The following is a 23,592-nucleotide window of genomic DNA, read 5'->3' as shown; positions in this document are numbered from 1 at the left end:
GGCACCGTCACCATGCTGCACTGCCTCAACATGACGACCACCGGACGCGGCGCGGACGACGATCCGGAGGCACGAACCCGTGGGAATACCTCCCGCAAACCGCCCGGAATCAGCCGTTCCACTATCGCGGTCGCGGTGGACGGTCCAAAGATCACGCCTATTGGGACGAGTGCCGGGTCCGGGGCGGGCCGCCGATCCCTGGATTTGCCAACTAGTTATGCGGGTAACGATTCAGCGTCGGTAGGCAGAAACCGGAGGCCGCGCTGTCTCTCCAAGAGGAACTAGGTGGTGTCGTGCCGGGTGCGGAACGGGGGCACAGTGATCCACGCGTCATTTCCACTCTGGACGACATTAGCTGGGTCGTCTATCGATGGGTCCTCGACCGGGGACGCACCGAAGTCGACGCGATTCCCGAGCAGCTGGGACTGAGTGTTCCCCTCTTCAACCAATGTCTGGAACGGCTCCTGCGGCTGCGGCTGCTGCACACGGACGGGAAGGGGCGGCTGGTCGCGGGCAGACCGGATGCCGTAGCGGCGAACATCGTGGGCCCGCTGGAGAAGCAGATCGTGGAGTTCCGTGATGAGGCGGACCGGCTGAACGACGATTTCCGCAGGCTGATGTCCATGTACCGGCGGCACCGCAAGCGACATATGCGGCGCGGGAGCGACACCATCGGCATGATTCCGGAGGGCGTCGGGATCAACCTGCTGGTCAGCGAGATCGCCGAGGGCAGCGTCCGGGAAGTGCTGCTGCTGCACGCCGGGACGGAGGGCTTCGGCGGCCTGCTCAACCAGGTGCTGGCGGAGACCCCGTCATTGTCCAAGCGCGGTGTGCGGGTGCGGGCGGTGTGCGCGGCCGAGGTGCTGGACGACGACTGGGCGGCGCGGCGCTGCGCATCGACCGCCGCCCGTGCCGGAACGCAGGTGCGCGTCGTGCCCCAGGTGGCGGGGCCCCTGGTGATCCTGGACGAGCATGCCGCGTTCATCCCGGCCGCGGGAGGCCGGGCGGGCAGCGCGGTCGTGGTCCGGCAGACCACGGTGCTGGACATGCTCCGGGGCGCCTTTGAACAGCACTGGTCGGAGGCGGTGTCGCCGGCCGAGCAGGCCGAGCTCGACGCCGAGGCGCTGACCGGTGACGAGGTCAAGCGCCGCATTCTCCATCTGCTCGTCCAGGGCGCTCGCGACGGCGTGATCGCCCGTCGGGTCGGGATATCGGTACGGACGTGCCGCAGGCACATCGCCGAGTTGGTCGAACAGGTCGGTGCGGAAAGCCGGTTGCAGGCGGGGTTTTTGATGGCCGGCCGTGATTGAGCACGGTGATCTGAAACGGGTCAGGAGCGTGAGCTAGGCGAATCCGCCCTCCGTGGATTCGCGGATCCGCAGGGTGTGCCCGATCAGAATCTCCCTGGCCGGCCGGTCGGGCACATCGATCCGTTCCAGCAACAGACGTACCGCGCTGCGGGCCATGGCGGCTTTGTCCGAGGCGACGCTGCTCAGGTTCGGCGTGCTGAACTCCGCGGCCTCGAAGTCATCGAAACCCATGACGGCGACGTCGTCGGGGACCCGCAGCCCGCGTTCGTGCAGCGTCCGTAACGCCCCCAGAGCCAGTGCGTCGTTGAAGCAGAACACCGCGTCCGGCGCGTCGGGCTCCTCCAGCAGCGAGCGCATCGCCTGCGCCCCCTCGCGCAGGTGGTAGCGGGCGGTTCCCTTCTCCAGCCGGCTGTCCACCGGCAGCCCGGCCGCTGCCAGCGCCTGGCGGTAGCCCGTATGCCGCAGCAGCGGCGTGCCGGTGCACGGCTCGGGCTGGATGCCGATGGCCGCGATGCGCCGCCGACCGCCGCGTACCAGATGGGTGACGGCTTCCCGGGCGGCCGCGACATTGTCGATGCCCACATAGTCGGCGGAACAGCCGCTGGGGCGTTCCCCGATGAAGACGAACCGCATGTCCGCGCGCCCGGCGAACGCACGGCCGTGCGGAGCGAGCGGGCTCACCACCACCCCGTCGACGAACCGGTCGCCGAGATGGTCGATGACCGCCTCTTCCCGCCGCCTGTCCCCCAGGGTCTGCTCGATGAGCAGGGTACGGCCGTGCTCCTCGACCGCCATGAGCAACTGCCGGTTGAGTTCGGCAAAGTAGGACATATGTAATTCGGGGACGATGATCCCGATGATGCCGGTACTGCCCCGGCGCAGATTCCGGGCCGATCTATTCGGTCGGAAGTCGAGCTCCTGGATGGCCCGCTGAACCCGCTTTCTCGTCACAGGGCTCACGTGCACATACCCATTGACCACGTTGGACACGGTTTTCGGGGAAACCTCGGCGAGGTTCGCCACATCCTTGATAGTGACACTTCTCGCGCGACCGCGTGGCGTCACATCTCTCCCTCCCGACTCACACGATGCTGACCAGCCCGGTCACGGGAGACCGCCGGACACCGTACCGTCCGTGACGGACACACCGCCACCTTCTTCCGTCAGGTTGTGGTCGTGCAGCATCCTGATGTTGATCAGCTATGGACGGAAGTAACGCCCACTGCGAATCCTCTGAACCAGGTACCAGCGCGGTTCGAGAATGGATGGTCATGACAACGGCGACCGTACGAGTCGATAAGAACTTCCGTATCGGTGCTATCGACCGCCGCATCTTCGGATCCTTCATCGAGCACATGGGCCGTGGCGTCTACGGCGGTGTGTACGACCCCGGACACCCGTCGGCGGTGGCGGACACGAACCTCCGGGGCGACGTACTGGAGCTGACCCGGGAACTCGGGGCCACCACGATCCGCTACCCCGGCGGGAACTTCGTCTCCAGCCACCGCTGGGAAGACGGCGTCGGTCCGCTGGAGAACCGTCCCCGCACGGTCGACCTGGCATGGCGCACCGTTGAGACCAACGCGTTCGGGCTCCATGAGTTCATGGACTGGACCGACCGCGCCGGGGTGGACCCGTACATGGTGGTCAACCTGGGCACCCGGGGCCCCGGCGAAGCGGCCGCTCTCGTGGAGTACTGCAATGTGGCGAAGGGGACCACGCTGGCCGAGCTGCGTCAGAAGAACGGCGCGGCCGACCCGTTCGGGGTGCGGCTGTGGGGTCTCGGTAACGAGATGGACGGGTCCTGGCAGGTCGGGCACCGTAGCGCACGTTCCTACGGCGAGGTGGCCGGCCAGGCGGCTCAGGCCATGAAGCTCGTGGACAGCAGCATCGAGACGGTGCTGTGCGGCAGTTCCAACATGACGATGTCCACGTACGCGAGTTGGGAAGCCGAGGCCCTGGACGCGGCCTATGAGCACGTCGACTACGTGTCGCTGCACCAGTACTACGACCCCGAGAAGTACGACGAGCAGTCCTTCCTGGCCTCCGCGTGCGCCATGGACCGGCACATCGAGGATGTCATCGCGGCGGTGGACTTCGTACGGGCACGCCAGCGCCGGGAGCGCCGCATCCACCTGGCGTACGACGAATGGAACGTGTGGTACCAGTCCCGGTTCCGGGAGCCGTACGAGTGGTCGTCGATGTCCGACGGCCCCCGCGCCATCATCGAGGACGACTTCACGGTCAGGGACGCCGTCGTGGCGGGAAGCCTGCTGATGACACTGCTGCGCCACGCCGACCGGGTGCGTATCGCCTGCCAGGCGCAACTGGTCAACGTCATCGCGCCGATCAGGACGTTCGGCGCCAGGTCCGCCTGGAAACAGCCGATCTTCCATCCGTTCGCCCTCACCGCCCGCCACGCCCGTGGCGATGTGCTGCGGCCCGAACTCAGCGCTCCGACGATCGACACGGACAGGTTCGGCCCCGTCCCCGCCGTGGACGTGGTGGCGACGCACGACGAGACCGATGGCGGTATCGCCCTGTTCGCCGTCAACCGAAGCCGGCAGCCCATCACTCTGCACGGCACGGCCACCGGCTTCGGCCGGCTGGCCGTCACCGGACACCAGGTGCTGGCGGACGACGACACCTCGGCCGTCAACACCCCTGAGAACCCCCTGCGGGTGCGACCGCGAGACCTCCCGATCACCTCGGCCGAGGCGGGGAACTGCCGGCAGACCCTTCCCCCCGTCTCGTGGAACCTCATCACCCTCGCTCCAGCCGCTCCATGAGCCAGTGACGTGTGCTGGACGCGCCGCGCACGGCCACCCGGGAGGACTGAGACATGGATACGTACCGCCCGCCCCGCAGCCCTGTGACGCGACAGCACGCCGACACCGTGCTGCAACGCGTCCTGCTCCCCGGCGACCAGGCAGAACAGGGCCATGTGTCCCTGCTGCTGGAAACCCCGGGAGGGCCGACGGCGGCCTCCCGGGAGGGAATGGTGCTCGCAGGCGGCGACACGGTGTCCTTCTGCGGCTATCTCAACGCGTTCCCCGCCGGTTACTGGGCCCGCTGGTCGATTCTGGACCGGGTGCGGCTGAGCCTGTCGGTGGTGGGGGACGTGGTGGTCACGGTGCACCGTTCCTCCGCCGACGGCGAGGCCGACGTGGCGGCGGAGATCCGGCACCGCGGCCAGGGCGACGTTCACATCGAGCTGCCGCTGGCGGGTTTCGACGACGGCGGCTGGTACTGGTTCGACATCTCCCCGCAGGGCCGGCAGGAGGCGCGACTCCTGCGAGGATCGTGGGACGCCCTGACCCCGGCACCGGGCCGGGCCGCGGCAGTCGTCGGGATGCCGACCTTCAACCGCCCGCGGGACTGCCTGGCGACCATACGGGTGGTGGCCGGCCATCCGGCGCTGCGGGCCGTGGTCAAGCGACTGGTGGTGGTGGACCAGGGCAGTGACAAGGTCACCGCGCAGCCGGGATTCCCGGACCTGGCAGCCGACCTCGGCGAGCAGCTCCTCGTGGTCGACCAGCCCAACCTGGGCGGCAGCGGAGGATACGCGCAGGTGATGCGGCGCGCGTTGGACGAACCCGAGTGCGAGCAGATCGTCTTCATGGACGACGACATCGTGCTGGAGCCGGACTGTCTGCTGCGTGGCATCGCGTTCGCGCGCTACGCCGCTCGTCCGCTGCTCGTCGGCGGACAGATGCTGAATCGGGAGATCCCGTCACAGCTCTATGTCATGGGAGAACTCATCGACCGGCGCGCCTTCACATGGCTGAAGCCGGCGCATTCGGAGTACGACCACGACTTCTCGGCACACCCGCTCCGTGCCACACCGTGGCTGCACCGACGCATCGACGTCTCCTACAACAGCTGGTGGACCTGCGTCATCCCCAGGACGGTGGCGGAGCAGGTCGGCGGGCCACTGCCCCTGTTCCTGAAGTGGGACGACGTGGAATACGGCCTGCGAGCCAAGAGCCGGGGATTCCCCACCGTCTCCGTTCCCGGTATCGCGGTCTGGCACGAGCCCTGGTGGAAGAAGGACGAGGAGAACAACTGGCAGACGTACTTCCACAGCCGCAACAGGATGGTGACGGCGGCGCTGCACGGGCGGTTGTCGCATTTCCCCGTGCTCTTCGGTGCTCATCTGATGGACACCCTCCGCCACCTCGTGAGCATGCAGTACTGGAACGTCGCCCTGCGCAGCGCCGGAATCCGGGACTTCCTGGCAGGCCCCGACGCCCTGTCGTCGTCGCTGCCCACCGCCAGGCAGCGCGCGGCGCGGGTGTACGAGCGCTTCGCACCGGTGGCCGGACCGGTCGAGGTCACCGAGGAAACCCACGACGACGGCACCGGAGACCTTCCCCGGCAGGTGGCACAGCCGCCCGGAACCTCCGGAGCGTCCGTCCTGCGCCTGGTGGCGGAACTCGTTCGGGGTTGTCTTCCCCTCTCCGGCGGACATACCGCCGACGGACACCCCCGCCTGTCCACCGACCAGGCGGCATGGCACGTTCTGGCCGCTCTCGGTGGCGCGACGGTCACCAGCCCCGACGGATCTCACTGGACCCGCAGAGAACGTCGGCCGGATGTCTTTCGCAGGCTTCTGGCCCAGACGCTGACCAGCCACGGCAGGCTCGCCCTCGCGTTCCCCCGGATGAGATCGGAGTACCGGCGACATCGCCGACGGCTCGAATCGCTGCGCCGGCCCTGAACGCACCAGTCGTTGTGATCGCTCGGAGGGATGGAGCATCGAGATGGACCTGCTCGTTGTCGGATCCGGACTGTTCGGCCTCACCGTCGCCGAGCGATGCGCTGCCGAGCTCGGCCTTCGCGTCACAGTGCTGGAACGTCGTTCCCATATCGGAGGCAACGCATACAGCGAGGCCGATCCGGAAACCGGAATAGAGGTGCATCGCTACGGATCGCACCTGTTCCATACGTCCAACGACAGAGTGTGGACCTATGTGAACCGGTTCACCGAGTTCAGCGATTACCAGCACCGCGTGTATACGGTGCACGGCGGCAAGATCTACTCCATGCCCATCAATCTCGGCACCATCTGCAGTTTCTTCGGCAGAGTGCTGGCACCGGATGAGGCACGCGCCCTGATCAGGGAACAAGCGGCCGAGACGGCCGATCCCCACACACTCGAGGGCAAGGCCGTCTCCATGATCGGCCGTCCCCTCTACGAGGCATTCATCCGGCACTACACGGCGAAACAGTGGCAAACCGACCCGCGCGACCTCCCTGCCGAGATCATCGGCAGGCTTCCGGTGCGCTACACATTCGACGGCAGGTATTTCTCCGACACATACGAGGGGTTGCCGAAGGACGGGTACGGCGCCTGGCTGCGGAACATGGCCGACCACCCGAACATCGAGGTACGGCTCGACACCGATTTCTTCGAGCACCGGAAAGAGGTGCCGCCCGGCGTTCCCATCGTCTACACCGGCCCCCTGGACCGGTATTTCGACTATGCGGAAGGCGAGTTGGGATGGCGCACCCTCGACTTCCAGACCGAGGTGCGGGCAACGGGTGACTTCCAGGGCACCTCGGTGGTGAACTACGCGGATCCGGACGTGCCGTTCACCCGGATACATGAGTTCAGGCACCTGCATCCGGAGCGGGATCACTACCCTGCCGACAAGACGGTGATCATGCGCGAGTTCTCACGATTCGCCGAGCGCTCGGACGAGCCCTACTACCCCATCAATTCGCGGAACGACCGGAAGATCCTTTCCCGTTACCGGGAGCTGGCCCGGAGCGAGCCCGATGTGTTCTTCGGGGGACGCCTCGGCACCTACAAGTATCTGGACATGCATATGGCCATCGGCTCGGCGCTGAGTCTCTTTGACAACCACCTTCTGCCGCGCTTCGCCCCACGCCTCCGCTCATGAGTATCGAGGTCGTTGTCTGCGCACCGCGAGCGATTACCCGCGAGGGGCTGCGCACCATGCTGAGTGCGGCGCCGCGCGTGTCGGTGGTGGACGTCACGACGGATCCCCGGGACAGCTTCGCCGTCTGGCGGACCACGCACTCGGACCTCGTCGTCGCCGACCTTTCGGCGACCAGCGGTGAGATGGGCGAGGTGATGCGCTGGCTCGGGGCCGACAGCGAGGTCTGCCCGCCGGTGCTCGCGGTCTCCCACGAGACGACCGCCGCCGCGACGAACGCTCTGCTCGAGTCCGGAGTCCGGGGTGTCATCGCGGGCGACGCCGATTCGGTCGAGATGATCCGGGCCGTTGAGGCGGTGGCGAACGGGGACATCTACGTGATGCCGTCCCTGGCCGGCGATCTCATCAACTGGCTCAGGGCGAGGACGGCCATCGTGGACCGCGTGCTCCAGGTGCGGGCTCAGATACTCACCCGCCGGGAGCGCGAAATCGTGGTGACGCTGGCGCTGGGCAACTCACTGGACGACACCGCGCGCACCCTGTTCATCAGTTCGTCGACCGTCCGCACCCACCTGTACAGAATCCGCCAGAAGCTGCATGTGCGTGACCGGGCCGAGCTCGTCTCCTTCGCGTTCCGGGCCGGTATCGTCAGTCCGCTGGACGGGGTATGCGCGGGATCGACGTCGTATACCCCGTCGGTTTGAGCGGGTGACCTCACGGGCGGCTGCCCGATTCCGTCCATGGGCTGTCGTTCGCGGTACGACGGGCCGGGAGCACCGGCCGCGGCCGGGTGAAGACGCCCTCCCACAGGCCCTGGACCAGGTACCGGACGAACAGGTCCTTCCGGCGGGCGTTCTTCGCCTGCGCCCAGATTCCCGTCCAGAACGCCTCGGCGGCGCGTTCCCGGCCCCGGGCGGAGGCGAGTCGACGGTGCTTGAGGATCCAGATCCGGTTGCGGACATCGAAACGCAGACGGGGGCCGAGGTCCTTCCACTCCGGCTTGTTCGGATGCACCACGACACTGGTGGTGCTGGCGAGTCCGCCGGCGAGGGTCTGGAGCCGGGAGGTGTACTCCGAGTCGTCCCACCAGATGAAGAAGTCGGCGATGGGAAGGTAGGTGCTGCCGGCCGTCTCCAGGTTGATGAGCACGCCCACGAAGGTCGAGTGCGCCGCCGGGTAGGTGTCGGGGGGCGTGGGCAGTCCATGGTTCTCCGCCACGGGTATGCGCAGCGGAATGTGACTGGGGATCTTGGTTCCGTCGGGTGCGAGTACCGTCGACGCGACGAAGCCGGGCTTGTCCCCCGTGGCGTGCATGGCGGACAGCAGCGGCTCCAGGGCGTCTTCCCTCGGCTCGGCGTCGTCGTCCATGAGCCAGGCGAAGCTGTGGCCGTGCCCGAGCAGGGTGTCGACCCCGAGCGAGAAGCCGCCGGCGCCGCCGATGTTGGTCGGACTCCGCACCACCGTGACGGAGGGAAACTCACGGCGCACCATGTCGGCACTGCCATCGCTCGAATCGTTGTCGACGACCAGGATCTCGTCCAGCGGCCGAGTCTGCGCGAGCAGCGCCGACAGGCACTTCCGCAGAAGGTCGCACCTGTTGTGCGAGACGACAAGGGCCGCGACGGTCATGGCTCCTCCTTGTGGTTGTCGCTGTCATGCCGATGCGGTGTGCGGGACGCGCCGATCGGGATGGGCCGGGTCGCTCCGGCCCACACCGATCGGCCGATCCCCATGTCGTGTGGGGGAAGCCGGCTACTCTCCCCAGTCCTCCTCGACATCCGGAGCGAGGGCCAGCAGGAGCGGGTCCACGCTGACCACCTCGAGTTCGCTGCGGCATTCGCCGCATTCGATGATCTCGTTGAGTACCACGGTGTCCTGGTACCGGATCGGGCTTTCGCACATCGGGCAGTCCAGCTTCACGCTGTCCGACTGATCCATCGTTTCCGTTGTCATGTCTCCACCGCCTTGCGTTGGTCGTGCACGGTATGTCGGTTCCTCGGGGTCAGCCGACGCTCATACAGCTTCTGGAAGTACGGCAGGTGGTACTGGAAGAAGTCACGCAGGAGAGGGTGGTTGTCCACCGTGTCCGGATAGCTCGTCCCCACGTCCGCGAAACCGGTCGTACGGCTGGTGTGTTCGTGCCAGCGGCTGGTCCGCTGCCACTGCGGCAGCAGGCCGGCCTGCCAGGACATGGCGGCCGGGGCGAACCGCAGCCCGACGGCGTCGCAGTACGCCCGCACCGTGCTCGTCGGGTCCGCCACCAGTTCCTCGGAGCTGATCACCACCGGTTCGGTTCCGGTGGCCGCGTGTACCGCGTCATAGATTTCCGCCAGCCGGCCGAAGCCGATGTCGTCCCGGCCCACCTCGGGGTTCAGGGCGTAGTGGGAGGCGATGACCGGTGCCGGGTGGCGCACGAGGAAGGTGTGGGTGGCCTCGCGCAGGAACGCCGTGTCCGCCAGCAGTCCCTCGTAGCGGAAGTCGGTGGTGTCCTTGAAGAACACCGGACCCTCCGCGGCCTGCCGGCGGATCGCGGCGATGAGCTCGTCCTCGCTGCGCACCTCGCGCTCGCCGATGGTGGCGTGACCGAAGTCGAGCAGATGCGAGAACGGCTCGTGCAGCACGGTGTGGTCGCCGCGCTCGACCATCATGCGCAGAAACGCGGTGGACCGTGACCGCGGAGCGCTCCACAGCGCCAGGACGCGAGGCGGCCGCGTCATGACAGCCGTCCCTGCGGCGCCGCCCACGCCCTGCCCGGCCCCTGCGCGCCCGGGGCGGGTCGTGCCGTCGCCGGGAGGGACGCGGACAGCGCGGTGAGCGCTTCGGCGAGTACCGCGATCGACCGGTGGTACTCGCCGAGCACGATGTGCTCGTCTTCCGTGTGGTCCAGCCGGCTGTCGCCGGGACCGTAGGTGGCCATCGGAACCTCCCAGTACTCAGCGACGGTGTTCATGTCCGAGGTGGCGGTCTTGACCTTGGCGCGCGGTAGCAGGTCCTGCCCGCGGATCGCGCGCGTCAGCGCACGGACCACCGGGTCGGTCCGCCGCACCCGGCACGCCGGTACCGCGTGGACGACACTCACCTCGCCCCGCCCGACCCGCTGCCGGAGTTCCTCGGCACAGGCGTCGGCGTCGAAGTCCGGCGGTGTCCGGACGGTGAGGTGTGCCGAGGCGGTCGTCAGGTCGCCGCTCAGTTCGGTGAGCGTGACGCCGGGACGGTCGAAGGCGGCATGGGAGGCGGGGCCGAGCATCTCCAGCAGCGACCGCCACGCCAGCACCGCCAGTTCCGTCGCCCGCGGCTCCGGACTGGTCGGGTGTGCCGCGGGACAGCGCACGTCGTACCGGAGGTCCAGCCGTCCCTTGTAGCCCAGGACCACGGTGTCCACGCCGCTCGGCTCGCCGACGATCAGCGCATCCGGACGGTGGCCACGGCGGACGTACTCGGTGGCACCACGCGAGCCCGGCGTCTCCTCCTCCACCGCCGCGACCAGGCGCAGTCGGCCCCGGAAGGAGTGCGCGTTGACGGCGGCGCACACCATGGCCGCCAGCGGCCCCTTCGCGTCCACCGTGCCGCGCCCGTAGAGGCGGCCGTCGGCACATCTCACCCGGGGCGTGCCCGGGGCGGTGTCCATGTGGGCCAGCAGCAGGACGGTCGGCCCCGGCCCGCGGTCCAGCTCACCGATCACGTTGCCGGCCGGGTCCACGGAGGCGGTGAAGCCCCAGCTCCGTAAGCGTTCCACCAGATAACGCGCCAGCGCGGCCTCGTGGTACGACGGCGACGGGATCTCGACGATATGGCGCAACAGCTCGGTCGCCTCGCTCGCCAAGACCTCGGGACGTCCGTTCATCCATGCCTCCGCACACCGTCGGATGCCCTCTTCAGGGTGGTTCCGCCACCCTCCATCGCCGCGCGTACCGGGTGGTCCAGCCGCCCGTCCGCCACCACCACGCGGGGCACGCCCGCACCCAGCGCCTGCTCCCCGGCGTGCACCTTCACCGCCATGCCGCCCGCGAGCTCGGCGTCGGCGGTACCGCCGTCCACGTGGCACACCGGCAGCACGGATGCCTCGTCGTGCGGATCGCGGAGTACGCCGGGGGCTGCCGTCAGCATGATCAGGCTCGTTGCCGACAGGGCCGAGGCGACGGCGGCCGCCATGCGGTCGGCGTCGACGTTCACGGCGGCGCCGTCCTTAGTGATCGCGGGTGGGGAGAGGACCGGCACCACGTCCGAGGCGAGCATCTGCCGCAGGAGACCGGTGTTCACCCGCTCGATGAGCCCGGCGTGGTTGTCCCGGACGACCACGACACGACCGTCGACGACGGTCCGTGTGACGGCCTTGCGCCGGGCGAGGACCAGGCCCGCGTCCATGCCGGTCAGTCCCGCCGCCGGTACTGACGATTTCGCCAGCTCGCTGACGAACCTGGGTTTGACCACGCCGCCGAGGGCCAGTTGCACCACTTCCAGCATGGCCTCGTCGGTGTGCCGGGCCACCGTCCCGTTCGTGGCGCGCAGCCGGCGCCGCGGTACCCCGAGCCGGTCGGCGAACCGATCGATGTCCACCGAGCCTCCGTGGACCAGCACCACCCGGTGGCCCGTCGAGCGCAGCCAGGCCAGATCGCGGCACACCGCCCGTGGCTCGACCGCCGTGTGTCCCCCGCACTTCACCACCGTGAGCTCCGCCATCGCCACCTCCTCAGATCGGGTGCAGTCCGGGAAACGTGAGCCCGAGCTCTTCCGGCCAGCCCATGCGCAGGTTCATGCACTGCACGGCGTTGCCCGCGCCGCCCTTCATCAGGTTGTCCAGCGCTCCGACAGCGATGGCCGCGTCCGCTGTGCCGAGGCCGGTGCCCGTCGCGAAGCCGACGTCGCAGAGGTTGGAGCCGGACAGGATCTTCGGCTCGGGGAAGCGGTAGTTGCCGCGTTTGGCGGCCACCACGCGCACGAACCGCTCGTCCTGGTAGTGGCGCCGGTAGGCCCTGCGTACCGCCATCTCGTCCACGCCCTCGCGCAGGGCCACATGGCAGACGACCTGGACGCCGCGCACCGCCTCGAACCCGGTCGCCGTCATGGTCACGGTTCGCCCGGTCTCCTGGCTGATCTCGGCCTCGTGGCGGTGTCCCACGGGTGCGAAGACCCGCATCGCGCCGCTGCGTTCGGCGTGGAGGTTCTGCTCGCCCGCGCCGGCGCCCGCGCCGCTCGAACCGGTGCGTGCGTCCACCACGACCCGGCCCGTGATCAGGTCACCGGCGGCCAGCGGATGCAGAGCCAGGATGGCCGCCGCGGCGGTGCACCCCGGTACCGCGACGCGGTCGGCGCCGCGCAGCTCGGCCCGGTGCAGCTCCGGCAGTCCGTACACGAAGGAGTCCAACGCGCCGGGGGTGTCATGGCGAAGGCCGTAATAGCGCTGGAAGACGGCCGGATCGCGCAGCCGGAAGTCGGCGGACAGGTCGATGACCAGTTTCGCCAGGCCACTGTGGCGGGCGAGCCAGCCCATCGTCTCGGTGTGCCGCAGGGCCAGGAAGGCCACGTCGTAGTCGCTCAGGTCCTCCGGGGCGAGGAACCGCTGGTCCGTCAGGCCACGCAGGTTGGGGTGGCTGCCGTCGATCCGGCGGCCGGCCAGCCGCGTGGAGGTGACCGCGGCGACCTCGACCCGCGGGTGGAGCAGCAGCAGGCGCAGCAGTTCGCCGCCGATGTATCCGGCGCCTCCGACGACGGCCACCCGGATACTCATCGGACCTCCCGCAGGACGTGGTCCACCAGGCGCGCGGCGACATCGACCCGGTCCGCCGCCGCGGCCTGGAGCCCCGCGAACTCGACACGGTGGTTGACCTCCAGTACCCGCACGCCACCGTCGTCCGTCTCGATCAGGTCCACCCCCGCGATGTCGGCGCCGACGCAGTCGGCCGCCGCGACCGCCGTCGTGGCCACGTCCGCGCTCGGTTCGCAGTACGTCCCGCGACCGCCCAGGGCGACGTTGCCCCGCCAGTCGGCGCCGCGTCGCCACATCGCCGCCACCGGTTCGCCGCCGGCCACCAGCACCCGCATCTCACGCCCGCCGCCGATGTACTCCTGCACGCATACGACGCGGGACTGGGGATGGGGCAGTGCGGCGACGTATTCCAGCAGGGTCCGGCCCGTCCGCCGGTCGGGGACGAACGCGACCATCCGGCCCCACGAGCCGACCAGGGGTTTGAGCACGGCTGGGTAGCCGATGGCGTCGAGCGCGTCCAGTGCCGCGTCCGGACTCAACGCGAGCACGGTGCGCGGCGTCCGCAGGCCCGCTCGGTCGAACGCCAGGGCACTGCGCCACTTGTCCCCGCACACCTCGGTGGCCTCGGCCGAGTTGCAGACCCGCACTCCCTGGGCTTGCAGCGCGCGGGCGGTGTGGACCGAGCGGTAGAAGCCGATCTCCCGGTTGATCGCCAGTCGCCACCGTCCGGCGGGGGCCCGCGTATCGGTCCACAGCGTCCGGACGTCGACCTGTTCGCAGGAGACGCCGCGGCGCTGGAGCTCGGCGAGGATGCGCTTCTCCTCGACGCCCACCCGCGAGGCGAGTACGGCGACCGCGGCCCCGGCCACTGGTGCGCTCATACCGTCGTCCTCCGCCTGTCGGTCCGCAGTGCGCGCCGGATGTGGTCGGCGATCCCCGCCGCCGTGAGCCCCACCGCGTCGAGCAGTTGTTCCTGGGTTCCGGGGGTGTGCCCGAAACCGTCCGGAAAGCCGAGCCGGACCAGGGGTGGGCCGCACGCGTCGGCCAGTACCTCGGCGACCGTGGAGCCCAGGCCGCCGGTGCGCCAGTGCTCCTCGACCGTGACGACCACTCGGGCGGTCAGGATTCTGCGGAGCAGCGCGGCCGGGTCGAACGGTTTGAGCGTGTGCGCCTGGACCACCGATACGTGGATGTCCTCGTGGTGGTGGAGCGCGTCCGCGGCGGCCAGCGAGCGCAGGGTGGGCAGGGGGCCCGTGGCCACGATGACCACGTCGTCTCCGCTGCGCATCTGCTGGAGTTCGCCCACGACCGGCTCGCCGTCGGTACGGGGAAGGGGCTGGGTGGCTTTCCGGCCGAGGCGGACGTAGGCGGGGCCCGAGCGGTGTCGCACCTGCTCCAGCAGGCTGACGGTGGCCGCGGCGTCGCCGGGTACCAGGACCGTCATATTGGGCAGGGTCCGCATCACCGCCAGATCCTCCAGCGCATGGTGGGTCGGGCCCAGGTGACCGGCGGCCACGCCGCCGTGGGTGGCCACGACGCACACGGGCAACCCGTTGTACGCGATGTCGATCTTCACTGACTCAACGGCCCGGCTGGCGGCGAAGGCGGCCATCGTGTTGACGTACGGCCGCCATCCCGAGGCGGCCAGTCCCGAGGCGACGCCCATGGCGTTCTGCTCGGCGATGCCCAGATTCAGGTAGCGCTCGGCGGCCGGGCCGAAGTCCGCGCCCGCGAAGAGGCCGGTGTCGGTGTCCACGCAGACCACCCGGGGGTCGGTCCGCATCAGCTGGATCAGATGGTCGCGGTAGGCGGTACGGGTGGCGACCGGCCGGTTCATGCTCGTCCTCCCCGCCGCGCGCCGATGTCGAGTATGCGATGTGCCCGCTGGCGGTTCTCCTCGGAGAGCGTGACGTAGTGGCCGGCGGGCTTTCCGGCGAGGAACGGCAGCCCACGGCCCTTCACCGTGTGCGCGATGACGACGCTGGGCCTGCCCGGTACCCAGGGTGTGCGGGCCAGCGCGTCCGACACGGCCGCGTGGTCGTGTCCGTCCACCTCCCGCACCTCCCAGCCGAAGGCGCGCCAGCGCTCGGCCGGCGGTCCGGCCGCACAGACCTGTTCGGTCTCGCCGGCGAGCTGGAGTCCGTTGCGGTCCACGATGGCCACCAGGTTGTCGACCCCGTGTCCCGCACCGGCCATCACCGCTTCCCAGCACGAGCCTTCCTGCAACTCGCCGTCGCCCAGGAGGACGAAGGTGCGGCGGCGGCTCCCCGCCCAGCGGGCGGCCATCGCGAAGCCGATGCCGAGCGACAGGCCGTGTCCGAGCGAGCCGGTCGGCATCTCCACGCCGGGCACCGCGGTCACCGGGTGTCCCATCAGCCGTCCCCGCCGGGTCCCGAAGCCGCTCAGCTCCGCCACGGGCAGGAAGCCGCGCTCGGCCAGCGTGGCGTAGAGCGCGATGGCCGCGTGCCCCTTGCTCAGCAGGAAGATGTCCCGGTCCGGATGGTGTGGGCGCGCCGGGTCCACGCGCAGTACGGAGAAGTACAGGACCGCGAGGATGTCCGCCGCCGACATGGACCCGCCCAGGTGTCCGCCCTCCGGCGTGGCGCACATGTCCACGATGTGATGGCGGATGCGGTGCGACACCGCTTCCAGATCCGCACGGCCGGCGGCGGTGGGCTCCAGCGGATGCTCGGCGGGCTTTCGTACATCCGGCCTGGCCATCGGCGTCATGCCGCCGCCCTCGCCATCGACTCGACGGTCGGGAGATGGTGCCAGACCTTCTCGAACGCGGTGGCGTACCGCTCCAGCAGCTCACCCGCGGCCGGGTGCAGATGTCTGCGCTGGAGGGTGAGCGAGTCCTCGACGATGCCGGTGGCCACCGGATGGGGTGCCGTCGGTGGTGGTGGCGCGCCGGTCCAGGGGTGACCGCGCCCGATGCCGGCCTGGTCCGTGAAGACCTTCTGCTCGGGCAGCGGCATCACCTGGTACCGGGACACCGGCACGCCTTCGGCGCGCAGCAACCGGTGGAGGGTACGCCGGAAGCCCACGGGGCTCACCCCGTCCATGCCCGCCGCCACCGGGTCGAACCGGAAGCGCAGGATGTGCCAGGCGTGGGTGGCACCGGGGTGGACCGTGGGCACGGTGATCCCCGGCAGCTCGGCGATCCTGGCCAGGAACGGCGGGATGGTGCGCTGCCGAGCGGCCTCGTACGCGGCGAACCTGTCGAGCTGGGACAGCGCGAACGCGGCCTGGAGCGGGTTCATCTTGTGGTTCCAGCCCAGGATGCGGCTCACGTAGTCGCGCTCCCTGCCGGGGACCATCTCCTCGCCGAACTGGCGGGCCAGCGTGGCGCGTTCGGCCACCTCGGGGTCCGATGTGGTGAGCAGTCCGCCCTCTCCGCAGGTGGGCAGGTTCTTGGTGACCTGAAGGCTGAAGGCCGCACAGTCGCCGAGCGAGCCGACGGGCCGGCCGCGCCACATCGCGCCGTGTGCCTGCGCCGCGTCCTCGATGACGGCCAGACCGTGCCGTGCCGCCAATACCCCCACGGCGTCCATGTCGGCCGGGTGCCCGTGCAGATGGACGGGGATGATCGCGGCCGTGCGCTCGGTGATCAGCTCCGCGGCCGACCGGGGGTCGAGGGTCATGGTGACCGGGTCGACGTCGGCGAAGACCGGTACCGCCGACAGGTGCAGCGGGGCCAGTCCGGTGGCGATGAAACTGAGCGCCGGCACGATCACTTCGTCTCCCGGCCCCACACCCAGTGCGTACAGCGCGGTGGCCAGCGCGGTCGTGCCGTTGGAGGTGGCGACGCAGTGCGGGACGCCGCAGAACTCCGCCCAGCGGGCCTCCAGTTCGCTCACCGCGGTCGGCCCGTCGGTGTTGGACACCAGCCGGCCACCGTCCAAGGCCGCGAACAGCGCCGCCCGGTCCTCATCGGTGATCACCGGCCAGGGCAGGTCGCGTGCGCCCGGCGGCACGGCCGGCGTCCCGCCGAACGCGGCGAGCCTCGCCCGTCTGCCTACGGCCGTGCCCGTCGGCCGTTGCGTGGTACTCACTACACCCTCCCTGGTCGCATGCTCGTCACGTCGCGCGACGCGGGTCGTGTCATCACAGCTCCCGCACCGCTTCGTCGACCGCCGCCAGGGCGACGTCGTAGGACCGGCTGAGCCGGTCGAAGTGGCGCAGCAGCCGCTCCGGTGACTTCCTCGGCCCCGGGGGCGAGGCGCTCCAGTGAGCCGCGCACACCCGTACCGCCGTCCAGCTGTGCGCCACGTGCTCCACGCGCCGTCCGGCCTCGGCCAGCCGGGGCAGCTCCCATGCGAAGCCGCACCGCCGCAGCAGTTCCCCGTGCAGGGCGGCCTGGGCCTGCTGGCTCCAGCCGTGGGTGTAGACCTCGCCGAGCGTCGGGACGGCCGCGGCCCGTACGGCGTGGGCGAGCAGCTCCCGGTAGCGACGCAGACCGTCCCGGCCGGCCCAGTGGGATGCCGGGGTGGTCCCGTCCTGGGTGAAACCGCGCAGGTTCTCCGTCAGCACCTCGCGCAGCCGTTGCCTGGTCAGCGGTGGGCTCGGCGCGTCCAGCCGGACCTGGAGCCAGCGCCCGCCAACGGGTTGACCGCTGAAGAATCTGTCCTGGTGGTCGGGTGGGCAGGGGGAATCGCACGCGCGCAGCAGGTCCTCGACGGCGAGGGTGCCGTGGAAAGCGGGCGGCATGGCGTCGGAGACGTGGACCGTACCGGAGTCGCGGTCCACGGCGCAGAGCACGAGCAGGTGGGCGGCGTGGACATCGTGATACGCGGGCCGGAACGGCAGGTGGTAGTTGTCGACGACGATGATCGGCAGCTCACCGCGCTCCAGCGCGTCCTGCCAGGGCGTGAGGGGATCGGAGGCGTGCAGTGCGTGCCACCGGGACGTCACCTTCAGGTACGGCAGTACGCTGCGGGCGAGGTCACCGGGGACGCGGCACGGCCAGTAGAACTCCTCCGGCCGTACATCTCCCGGCAGGTAACGGAACTCCCATGCCTGGCCGAGGGCGGCCAGCGGGTCCTCGCCCGCGTGGATCAGCACCGTGGCCAGTGTCGACTGAAGGCAGCTCACCGGGTCCCGGTACCACTGGACCACGTCATCGTGTCCACGCGTCACATCAGTCGGCACCGTGGGACCTCCGCTCCGCCTCGCACAAGGTCATGGCGAGGATGTGGACGGCGAGGTTGTCCGGGAACCGGACGGCGCGCAGCCGCCCTCTGCGGGTGACCGGGACCCGCTGGGACCAGACGGTCGCCGGCACGTTCCGCTGGATGTGGCGGGGATAGTGCATGACGGTGGTGGTGAAGGCCGCGGTCTCGCCGAACACCGCGGGGGCCACCCAGAAGTCGGACACCCGCAGTGGCTCGAAGTCCACGGCACCGTCGGCGAAGTGCAGGGACATCTCGTCCTCGACCCTGCGCTCGGCGGTGGTGAGCAGGTAGACCCAGTCGTACGCACCGCGGGGCACCGGCGCCACTTGCCCGTCGCACCGTACGTTGTCGTATCGGTTGCCGTCGGCCGGCGGCAGGAGAAACGGAACACCCTCGACGGTGACGCGCTGTCCGCACGGCAGTTCGGGCGCGGGCAGCGAGTTGCGCCAGACGTTGAACGCACCCGCGGAGGTGTTGTCCGGCCTCGTCAATCCCACGTTGTTGTACCACGCCGACAGGTCGATGCACTGGAAGTCCGCAGCCACACCACACCACCACTCATCTCATCACGCTTCGCCTCGGGGACGTCCGCTAGTCGCGCAGTGCGGCCGTGGGGTCGAGCCGGAGCATGGTCCAGGAGGTCGGCGGCAGCTGCGCGAGGAGCTTGTGATCAGCGATCTCGTGCTCCTTGCTGGGCTCCGGCACGACCTGCTCCGGGTGCGCCTCCGTGTTGGTGACGTCGAGCCGGGTACCGCCCATCACCACATGCTCGACGACCGACATCTCCGGCAGGGCCCGCATCGCGACCTGGAGTGTCATCGGCTCGCTGTGGCGGTTCACCGCGAAGACGGCGACGGCACCGGACTCCGGATCGTGAGTGGCCAGCACGTCGACCGCCGGCACACCGCCGTACGTGGCCGAGTGCAGCTTCTCCACCCGCGGCTCGATCCGCAGGACGTCGCCGCGGGCGTACCGCGCCATCAGCGCGAAGGGATAGAAGGTGGTCTGGCGCCAGGCTTCGCTGCCGGGCTCGGCACGAATCGGGGCGATCACATTGACCAGCTCCGACAGGCAGGCGACCGTCACCCGATCGCTGTGCCTGAGCAGGCTCATCAAGATGCCCGCGACCGCCACCGCGTCCTCGGCCGTATAGGTGTCCTCGATCAGCCGCGGCGCGAACTCCCAGGTCAGGCTCTGGTCGGCGTACCGGTCGTCGATGCTGAACCGGCTCTCGTACCAGATGTTCCACTCGTCGAAGGCCACCTGGAGCTTCTTCTTCGACCGCTGCTTCGCGCCGACGTAGTCCGAGGTGGCCACCGCCGCGTCGATCAGCTCCTCGATGACCAGGCCGGAGGCGAGGTATCCGGCGCGGTCGCCTTCGATGGGCTCGAAGTAGCCGTGCAGGGATACGTAGTCCACGTACTCATAGGCGTGCTCGAGTACGGTGGCCTGCCAGCTGTTCATGGTCGGCAGGAAGCGCCAGGAGCTGGCGCAGGAGACCACCTCGATGGTCGGGTCGATCCGCTTCATCGCCTTGGCCGTCTCGGCCGCGGCGAGACCGTACTCCACGGCCGACTTCTGCCCGATCTGCCACGGGCCGTCCTGCTCATTGCCGATGCACCACAACTTGATGCCGTACGGGTCCCGGACACCGTGTGAGATGCGCAGGTCCGAGTACTTCGTACCACTGGGGAAGTTGGTGTATTCGAGCAGGTTGCACGCGTCGGCGAGACCGCGGGTGCCGAAGTTCACCACCATCATCGGTTCGGCGTCGGCCAGCCGCGTCCACGACATGAACTCGTTGAGGCCGAAGGTGTTGGGTTCGATCTCCCGCCATGCCAGTTCGAGGCGGGTCGGGCGTTCCTCGACGGGACCGACGGTGTCCTCCCAGTCGAGACTGGAGACGAAGTTCCCACCGGGATAGCGGGCCATGGTGACGCCCAGTTCGCGGGTCAGTTGGAGGACGTCCTGGCGCAGGCCGGCGGCGTCGGCCTTGGGGTGGCCGGGCTCGTAGACGCCGCCGTACACACAGCGGCCCATGTGCTCCACCAGGGCGCCGAACATCCGGGGCGGCACCGGTGCGATCGTGAAGCTGGGTTCGAGAGTGACGTCGCAGTTGCTCATGGCTTAAGTTCCCTCCGCTTCCATGGATGGCCAGGACGGATCGGACGCACCTTTCGCGGCCAGGGCGGCGCCGACCTCCCGGACCACGTGCACGAGTTCGACGAGATCCTCCGAACGCGTGTCGTAGTGCAGTACGCAGGCGCGCAGGACCAGCCGCCCGCGCAGCCGGGTGGTGGTGAGGAAGACCCGGCCATCGTTCTGCACCTCGGCCTCGATCGCGCGGTTGAGCCTGTTCAGCGCCTCGGGATCGTCGGTGGCGCCGGCCGGGACATAGCGGAACGCCACGACCGACAGCGTGACCGGCGCCGCCATGTGCAGGTCCGGCGCGTCGTCGATCAGTGCCGCCAGTTCCCGTGCGAGAGCCAGGTGCCGCCCGATCATCTCCCGCAGTCCCCGCAGGCCCATGTGGCGCAGCACCGCCCACAGCTTCAGCGCGCGGAATCCCCGGGTCTGCTGGAATCCGTACTGGGCGAAATCGGGTCCGCCGATGCCCACTCCCTCTTCGGTGTGCAGATACGGCGGGACGTAGGCGAACGTCCGGCGCAGCAGCTCTCCGTCCCTGACCAGCGCGCATCCGCACTCCACCGGCACCGAGAGCCACTTGTGCGGATCGATGCTCAGGGAATCGGCTCGGGCGATCCCCTGCAACTCCGGCGCCACCCGGGGATGGGTACGGGCGATCGCGCCGTACGCGCCGTCGATGTGCAGCCACAGACCGTGCCGGTCGCAGATGTCCGCGATGCGTGCCAGGGGATCGATCGCGCCCGAGTTGACCGTGCCCGCGGTGGCGACGACACAGAAGGGCCGCTCGCCCAGCTCGACATCCCGCTCGATCCGCCGCGCGAGAGCGCCCGGATCCATCCGATAGCCATCGTCGACCTCGACGGTTCTCAGCGCCGAAGACCCCAGACCCAGCAGTTCGACGGCCTTGCGCACGGAGCTGTGCGTCTCCTCGGAGACGTAGACGAGCAACCGCCGTCCGTCGGGTGGCCGTACCCCGTCTCGGCGGACGTCCCAGCCATCGCTCTCGGCGACCCACTGGCGGGCGGCGGCCAGGCCGGTCAGGGTCGCCATCGTTCCGCCGCTGACCAGAATTCCCGCCGCCGCCGAGGGCAATCCCATCAGATCCTTGAACCACTCGAGCACAGCGGTTTCCACGTGCAGCGCCGCGATGTCACCCACATCGGCACTCGGGTTCTGCGCGGCCACCAGCATTTCCGCGAGGATGCCGACCGGCGCCGGGGCCGAGTTTATCCAGCCGAAGAACCGCGGATGTCCGTTGCCCATCGGATACGGCAGGACGAATTCGCTGATTTCCTGTACCAATTGCGCGGCGGAAACGGAATCATCGCCGAGTTCTTGTTCCTTCAGTCGCCGTCGCACCGTGTCCGGCATGACGCGAACGACCGGGTCCTGGCGGATACCGGCCAGATAGTCGGCCACGATGTCGGCCGTTTCGTGAGCCAGTCGGCGAAATTGGTCCTCGGGCAGTGCGGGACCGAGATCACCGCTCATGAGGCGCATTCCCGCGTGCCGCGTCCGGACACCGGGTTTCCCGTCACCCGACGCGTCGAGTCTCTTCGACACCGAGACAGCATCACGACTCCTGACTTCTGGGACCGGCGAAGAGCACGAGCGGACTTCGCCCCGGACACGTGACGATCATGCTTCCGGCTCCACGGCCGTGGCATCCCTCCAGCCGACTACTGTCACCGGCCCGGCATAGTCACCGTGTCCACAGCCGCTCAGCACACCGTTGACGACGCCGACGCCCGCCACCCCGACGTGGCACCCACCTGTGTTGCCGGGTGCATGTGCCTCAACTGCCGTCCCGCGCCCTGTTCCTGTCCTGTTCCGGCGGCTACGCTGCCCAGCGTGGACGCGCCTGGCATCGGCTTGTACGGACGTCAGCATCTGGGGAAACACCAGGCGCCTGGTGAGTCGGCGGCACGCGGCTCCCGGCACCACGGCGACGGATGGCCCGCCACCCGCTCTTCGCCCGCACGTCGCACCACCTCCCTCATCCCACAACACCCGACCGTCCGCTCGACGATGTCGTCATTTCACGGCACCGGCAGGTTGACGAAAGCAGGTTTACGAATGACGGGCTCGTGCGAAGCAGGGAGTAGCCAACGCATGGAAAGGGAATTCGTGGACAACGGAAATGGTCGGGGAAGGGTGACCGATTCCCATCGCGCCCATCGGCCACCGAAAGCCGACACGACGATGTTGCTGCCACCGCGGCTGGAGGAACACGCCTACCAGGTTTACGACTGGGTCCTGGAGAACAGGCAAGTCGACTACCCGGCCATGGCCACCGCCCTCGGTTTAAGCCCCAGCGAGCTGCGGGACGCCGTGGAGACGCTGGTGGACTGGCGACTGCTGCGGGAGCTGCCCGACCGGAGCGCGATCGTCGCCGCCCGGCCCGACGCGGCGCTCGCCGAGGCGATGCTCCCTTTGGAGAACGCCATCACCCGGTACCGGCTGGAGGTCAGCCGGACGCGTGACGAGTTCGACCGGCTGATGTCCATCTACCTCGTCGCGGGCGACCAGAGCGCGACCGAACCGCTCTCCTGTGCCGACGACGTGGACGACGCGCTGAGCGACCTCGCCGCGTCGTGTACACGCGAGGTGCTGGTGGCCAACCCCGGCAAGGATCCCGTGCCCAGAGCTCTCCGGCAGGCATTATGGGGTGAGACCAGACCGCGTGACGGGGTGCACGACGGGGTGCGGGTCCGGGTGCTGTACCAGCATCCGGCACGGCTCGACGCCACCACCCGAGCCCATACCTCGGCGGCACGCCGAGCGGCCGCCGAGGTGCGCACCGTCGGCGAGCTGCACGACCGGATCGTCGTGTTCGACCGGCAGGTGGCGGTGCTCATCGACGACGGTGCCCAGGGCAGCGTCGTCGTCCGGGAGACCTCCGTGGTCGACTTCCTGGCCCGCGCGTTCGACCGGTCCTGGGAGCAGGGCCTGGACTTCGCGGGTGAGGCGGGGAGACAGCACGAGGCCCGCGAGCTGGCCGACAGCGTGCAACAGGACATCGTCCGACTGCTGGTCCAGGGCATACGCGACGAGGAGATCGCCCGGCGGTTGGACATCTCGGTGCGCACATGCCGCAGACACATCGCGAAAGTCATGGAGCGCCTGGGATCGGAGAGCCGTTTCCAGGCGGGTTACCTGCTGCGCAAACGGGGTTGGGAATTCCTGATCACCAGCTCCGACGACCGTACGGGAGACGTCAGGTGACACCGGACGGAGCGCCTGGGCGCGATCCACGAGCACGGCCGCCCTGACGCTCCTCCGGCTGGACCGGTGCCCGCCGGTCCCTCCTTGGGCCACACCTCGCGGCGGCGGGCCTCGACGGTCACCGA

General features: G+C 69.3%; 21 protein-coding genes. 6 read left to right on the top strand and 15 right to left on the bottom strand.

The window, feature by feature from the left end:
• Positions 1 to 293 precede the first annotated feature (293 nt).
• Entirely contained in the window at positions 294 to 1,310 is a 1,017-nt protein-coding gene (locus tag N6H00_RS33490; RefSeq protein WP_268975581.1) for a hypothetical protein, read from the top strand.
• Positions 1,311 to 1,343: 33 nt separating this feature from the next.
• Here the strand turns inward: N6H00_RS33490 and N6H00_RS33485 are convergent, their stop codons facing one another.
• The gene (locus N6H00_RS33485) at positions 1,344 to 2,333 is read right to left on the bottom strand and encodes a LacI family DNA-binding transcriptional regulator (protein WP_268975580.1); all 990 of its coding nucleotides are present in this window, start codon (positions 2,331 to 2,333) and stop codon (positions 1,344 to 1,346) included.
• A gap of 248 nt (positions 2,334 to 2,581) precedes the next feature.
• Between N6H00_RS33485 and arfA (N6H00_RS33480) the strand changes: the two genes are divergently transcribed.
• Genes arfA (N6H00_RS33480) through N6H00_RS33465 form a run of 4 tightly spaced genes read left to right on the top strand, consistent with a single transcriptional unit; the run spans position 2,582 to position 7,917 of the window.
• Positions 2,582 to 4,099, top strand: coding sequence for an arabinosylfuranosidase ArfA (arfA, locus tag N6H00_RS33480; RefSeq protein ID WP_268975579.1), 1,518 nt, complete (start codon positions 2,582 to 2,584; stop codon positions 4,097 to 4,099).
• A 53-nt stretch (positions 4,100 to 4,152) separates the two neighbouring features.
• Positions 4,153 to 6,030, top strand: coding sequence for a glycosyltransferase (locus tag N6H00_RS33475; RefSeq protein WP_268975578.1), 1,878 nt, complete (start codon positions 4,153 to 4,155; stop codon positions 6,028 to 6,030).
• Between the two features lie 43 nt (positions 6,031 to 6,073).
• Positions 6,074 to 7,216, top strand: a complete 1,143-nt coding sequence (glf, locus tag N6H00_RS33470; protein WP_268975577.1) for a UDP-galactopyranose mutase — start codon at positions 6,074 to 6,076, stop codon at positions 7,214 to 7,216.
• Complete coding sequence (locus N6H00_RS33465) at positions 7,213 to 7,917, top strand: response regulator transcription factor (RefSeq protein WP_268975576.1); 705 nt, start codon at positions 7,213 to 7,215, stop codon at positions 7,915 to 7,917. Before glf ends, N6H00_RS33465 begins: the two co-directional genes overlap by 4 nt.
• A gap of 10 nt (positions 7,918 to 7,927) precedes the next feature.
• Here the strand turns inward: N6H00_RS33465 and N6H00_RS33460 are convergent, their stop codons facing one another.
• The 14 genes from N6H00_RS33460 to N6H00_RS33395 all read right to left on the bottom strand — a co-directional run bounded on the left by N6H00_RS33460 (position 7,928) and on the right by N6H00_RS33395 (position 21,733).
• Positions 7,928 to 8,842, bottom strand: a complete 915-nt coding sequence (locus N6H00_RS33460) for a glycosyltransferase family 2 protein (RefSeq protein ID WP_268975575.1) — start codon at positions 8,840 to 8,842, stop codon at positions 7,928 to 7,930.
• Positions 8,843 to 8,965: 123 nt separating this feature from the next.
• Positions 8,966 to 9,166, bottom strand: coding sequence for a lysine biosynthesis protein LysW (gene lysW / locus N6H00_RS33455; protein ID WP_268975574.1), 201 nt, complete (start codon positions 9,164 to 9,166; stop codon positions 8,966 to 8,968).
• Positions 9,163 to 9,930 carry a sulfotransferase family protein gene (locus N6H00_RS33450; RefSeq protein WP_268975573.1) on the bottom strand — a complete coding sequence of 256 codons (768 nt, stop codon included), beginning with the start codon at positions 9,928 to 9,930 and terminating at the stop codon, positions 9,163 to 9,165. Before N6H00_RS33450 ends, lysW begins: the two co-directional genes overlap by 4 nt.
• On the bottom strand, positions 9,927 to 11,057 hold the full coding sequence (locus tag N6H00_RS33445) for a M20/M25/M40 family metallo-hydrolase (RefSeq protein WP_268975572.1): 1,131 nt from the start codon (positions 11,055 to 11,057) through the stop codon (positions 9,927 to 9,929). The genes N6H00_RS33450 and N6H00_RS33445 overlap by 4 nt, the downstream gene beginning before the upstream one ends.
• A complete protein-coding gene (locus N6H00_RS33440) occupies positions 11,054 to 11,893 on the bottom strand; it encodes a [LysW]-aminoadipate kinase (RefSeq protein ID WP_268975571.1) in 840 nt (279 codons plus the stop codon). Before N6H00_RS33440 ends, N6H00_RS33445 begins: the two co-directional genes overlap by 4 nt.
• A gap of 10 nt (positions 11,894 to 11,903) precedes the next feature.
• A complete protein-coding gene (gene argC / locus N6H00_RS33435) occupies positions 11,904 to 12,941 on the bottom strand; it encodes an N-acetyl-gamma-glutamyl-phosphate reductase (RefSeq protein ID WP_268975570.1) in 1,038 nt (345 codons plus the stop codon).
• Positions 12,938 to 13,801 carry a RimK family alpha-L-glutamate ligase gene (locus N6H00_RS33430; protein WP_268975569.1) on the bottom strand — a complete coding sequence of 288 codons (864 nt, stop codon included), beginning with the start codon at positions 13,799 to 13,801 and terminating at the stop codon, positions 12,938 to 12,940. Before N6H00_RS33430 ends, argC begins: the two co-directional genes overlap by 4 nt.
• On the bottom strand, positions 13,798 to 14,757 hold the full coding sequence (locus tag N6H00_RS33425; RefSeq protein WP_268975568.1) for a transketolase family protein: 960 nt from the start codon (positions 14,755 to 14,757) through the stop codon (positions 13,798 to 13,800). Before N6H00_RS33425 ends, N6H00_RS33430 begins: the two co-directional genes overlap by 4 nt.
• Positions 14,754 to 15,641 (bottom strand): transketolase, encoded by an 888-nt coding sequence (locus tag N6H00_RS33420; protein ID WP_268975567.1) that lies wholly within the window; start codon positions 15,639 to 15,641, stop codon positions 14,754 to 14,756. Before N6H00_RS33420 ends, N6H00_RS33425 begins: the two co-directional genes overlap by 4 nt.
• Positions 15,642 to 15,646: 5 nt before the next feature.
• Entirely contained in the window at positions 15,647 to 16,975 is a 1,329-nt protein-coding gene (locus tag N6H00_RS33415; protein ID WP_268975566.1) for a DegT/DnrJ/EryC1/StrS family aminotransferase, read from the bottom strand.
• A gap of 52 nt (positions 16,976 to 17,027) precedes the next feature.
• Entirely contained in the window at positions 17,028 to 18,059 is a 1,032-nt protein-coding gene (locus N6H00_RS33410; protein WP_268975565.1) for a BtrH N-terminal domain-containing protein, read from the bottom strand.
• Between the two features lies 1 nt (position 18,060).
• Positions 18,061 to 18,639 (bottom strand): hypothetical protein, encoded by a 579-nt coding sequence (locus N6H00_RS33405; protein ID WP_268975564.1) that lies wholly within the window; start codon positions 18,637 to 18,639, stop codon positions 18,061 to 18,063.
• A gap of 46 nt (positions 18,640 to 18,685) precedes the next feature.
• Entirely contained in the window at positions 18,686 to 20,218 is a 1,533-nt protein-coding gene (gene arfA / locus N6H00_RS33400; protein ID WP_268975563.1) for an arabinosylfuranosidase ArfA, read from the bottom strand.
• A 3-nt stretch (positions 20,219 to 20,221) separates the two neighbouring features.
• Positions 20,222 to 21,733, bottom strand: a complete 1,512-nt coding sequence (locus N6H00_RS33395) for a pyridoxal phosphate-dependent decarboxylase family protein (RefSeq protein ID WP_268975562.1) — start codon at positions 21,731 to 21,733, stop codon at positions 20,222 to 20,224.
• A 711-nt stretch (positions 21,734 to 22,444) separates the two neighbouring features.
• Between N6H00_RS33395 and N6H00_RS33390 the strand changes: the two genes are divergently transcribed.
• Complete coding sequence (locus tag N6H00_RS33390) at positions 22,445 to 23,467, top strand: helix-turn-helix transcriptional regulator (protein WP_268975561.1); 1,023 nt, start codon at positions 22,445 to 22,447, stop codon at positions 23,465 to 23,467.
• Positions 23,468 to 23,592: the final 125 nt, after the last annotated feature.

The sequence above is a fragment of the Streptomyces sp. S465 genome (genome assembly GCF_026898115.1).
GTDB classification, from domain to species: Bacteria; Actinomycetota; Actinomycetes; order Streptomycetales; family Streptomycetaceae; genus Streptomyces; species Streptomyces luomodiensis.
The sequence above is the reverse complement of the archived record's forward strand: the minus strand, read 5'-3'. Positions and strand labels throughout refer to the sequence as shown.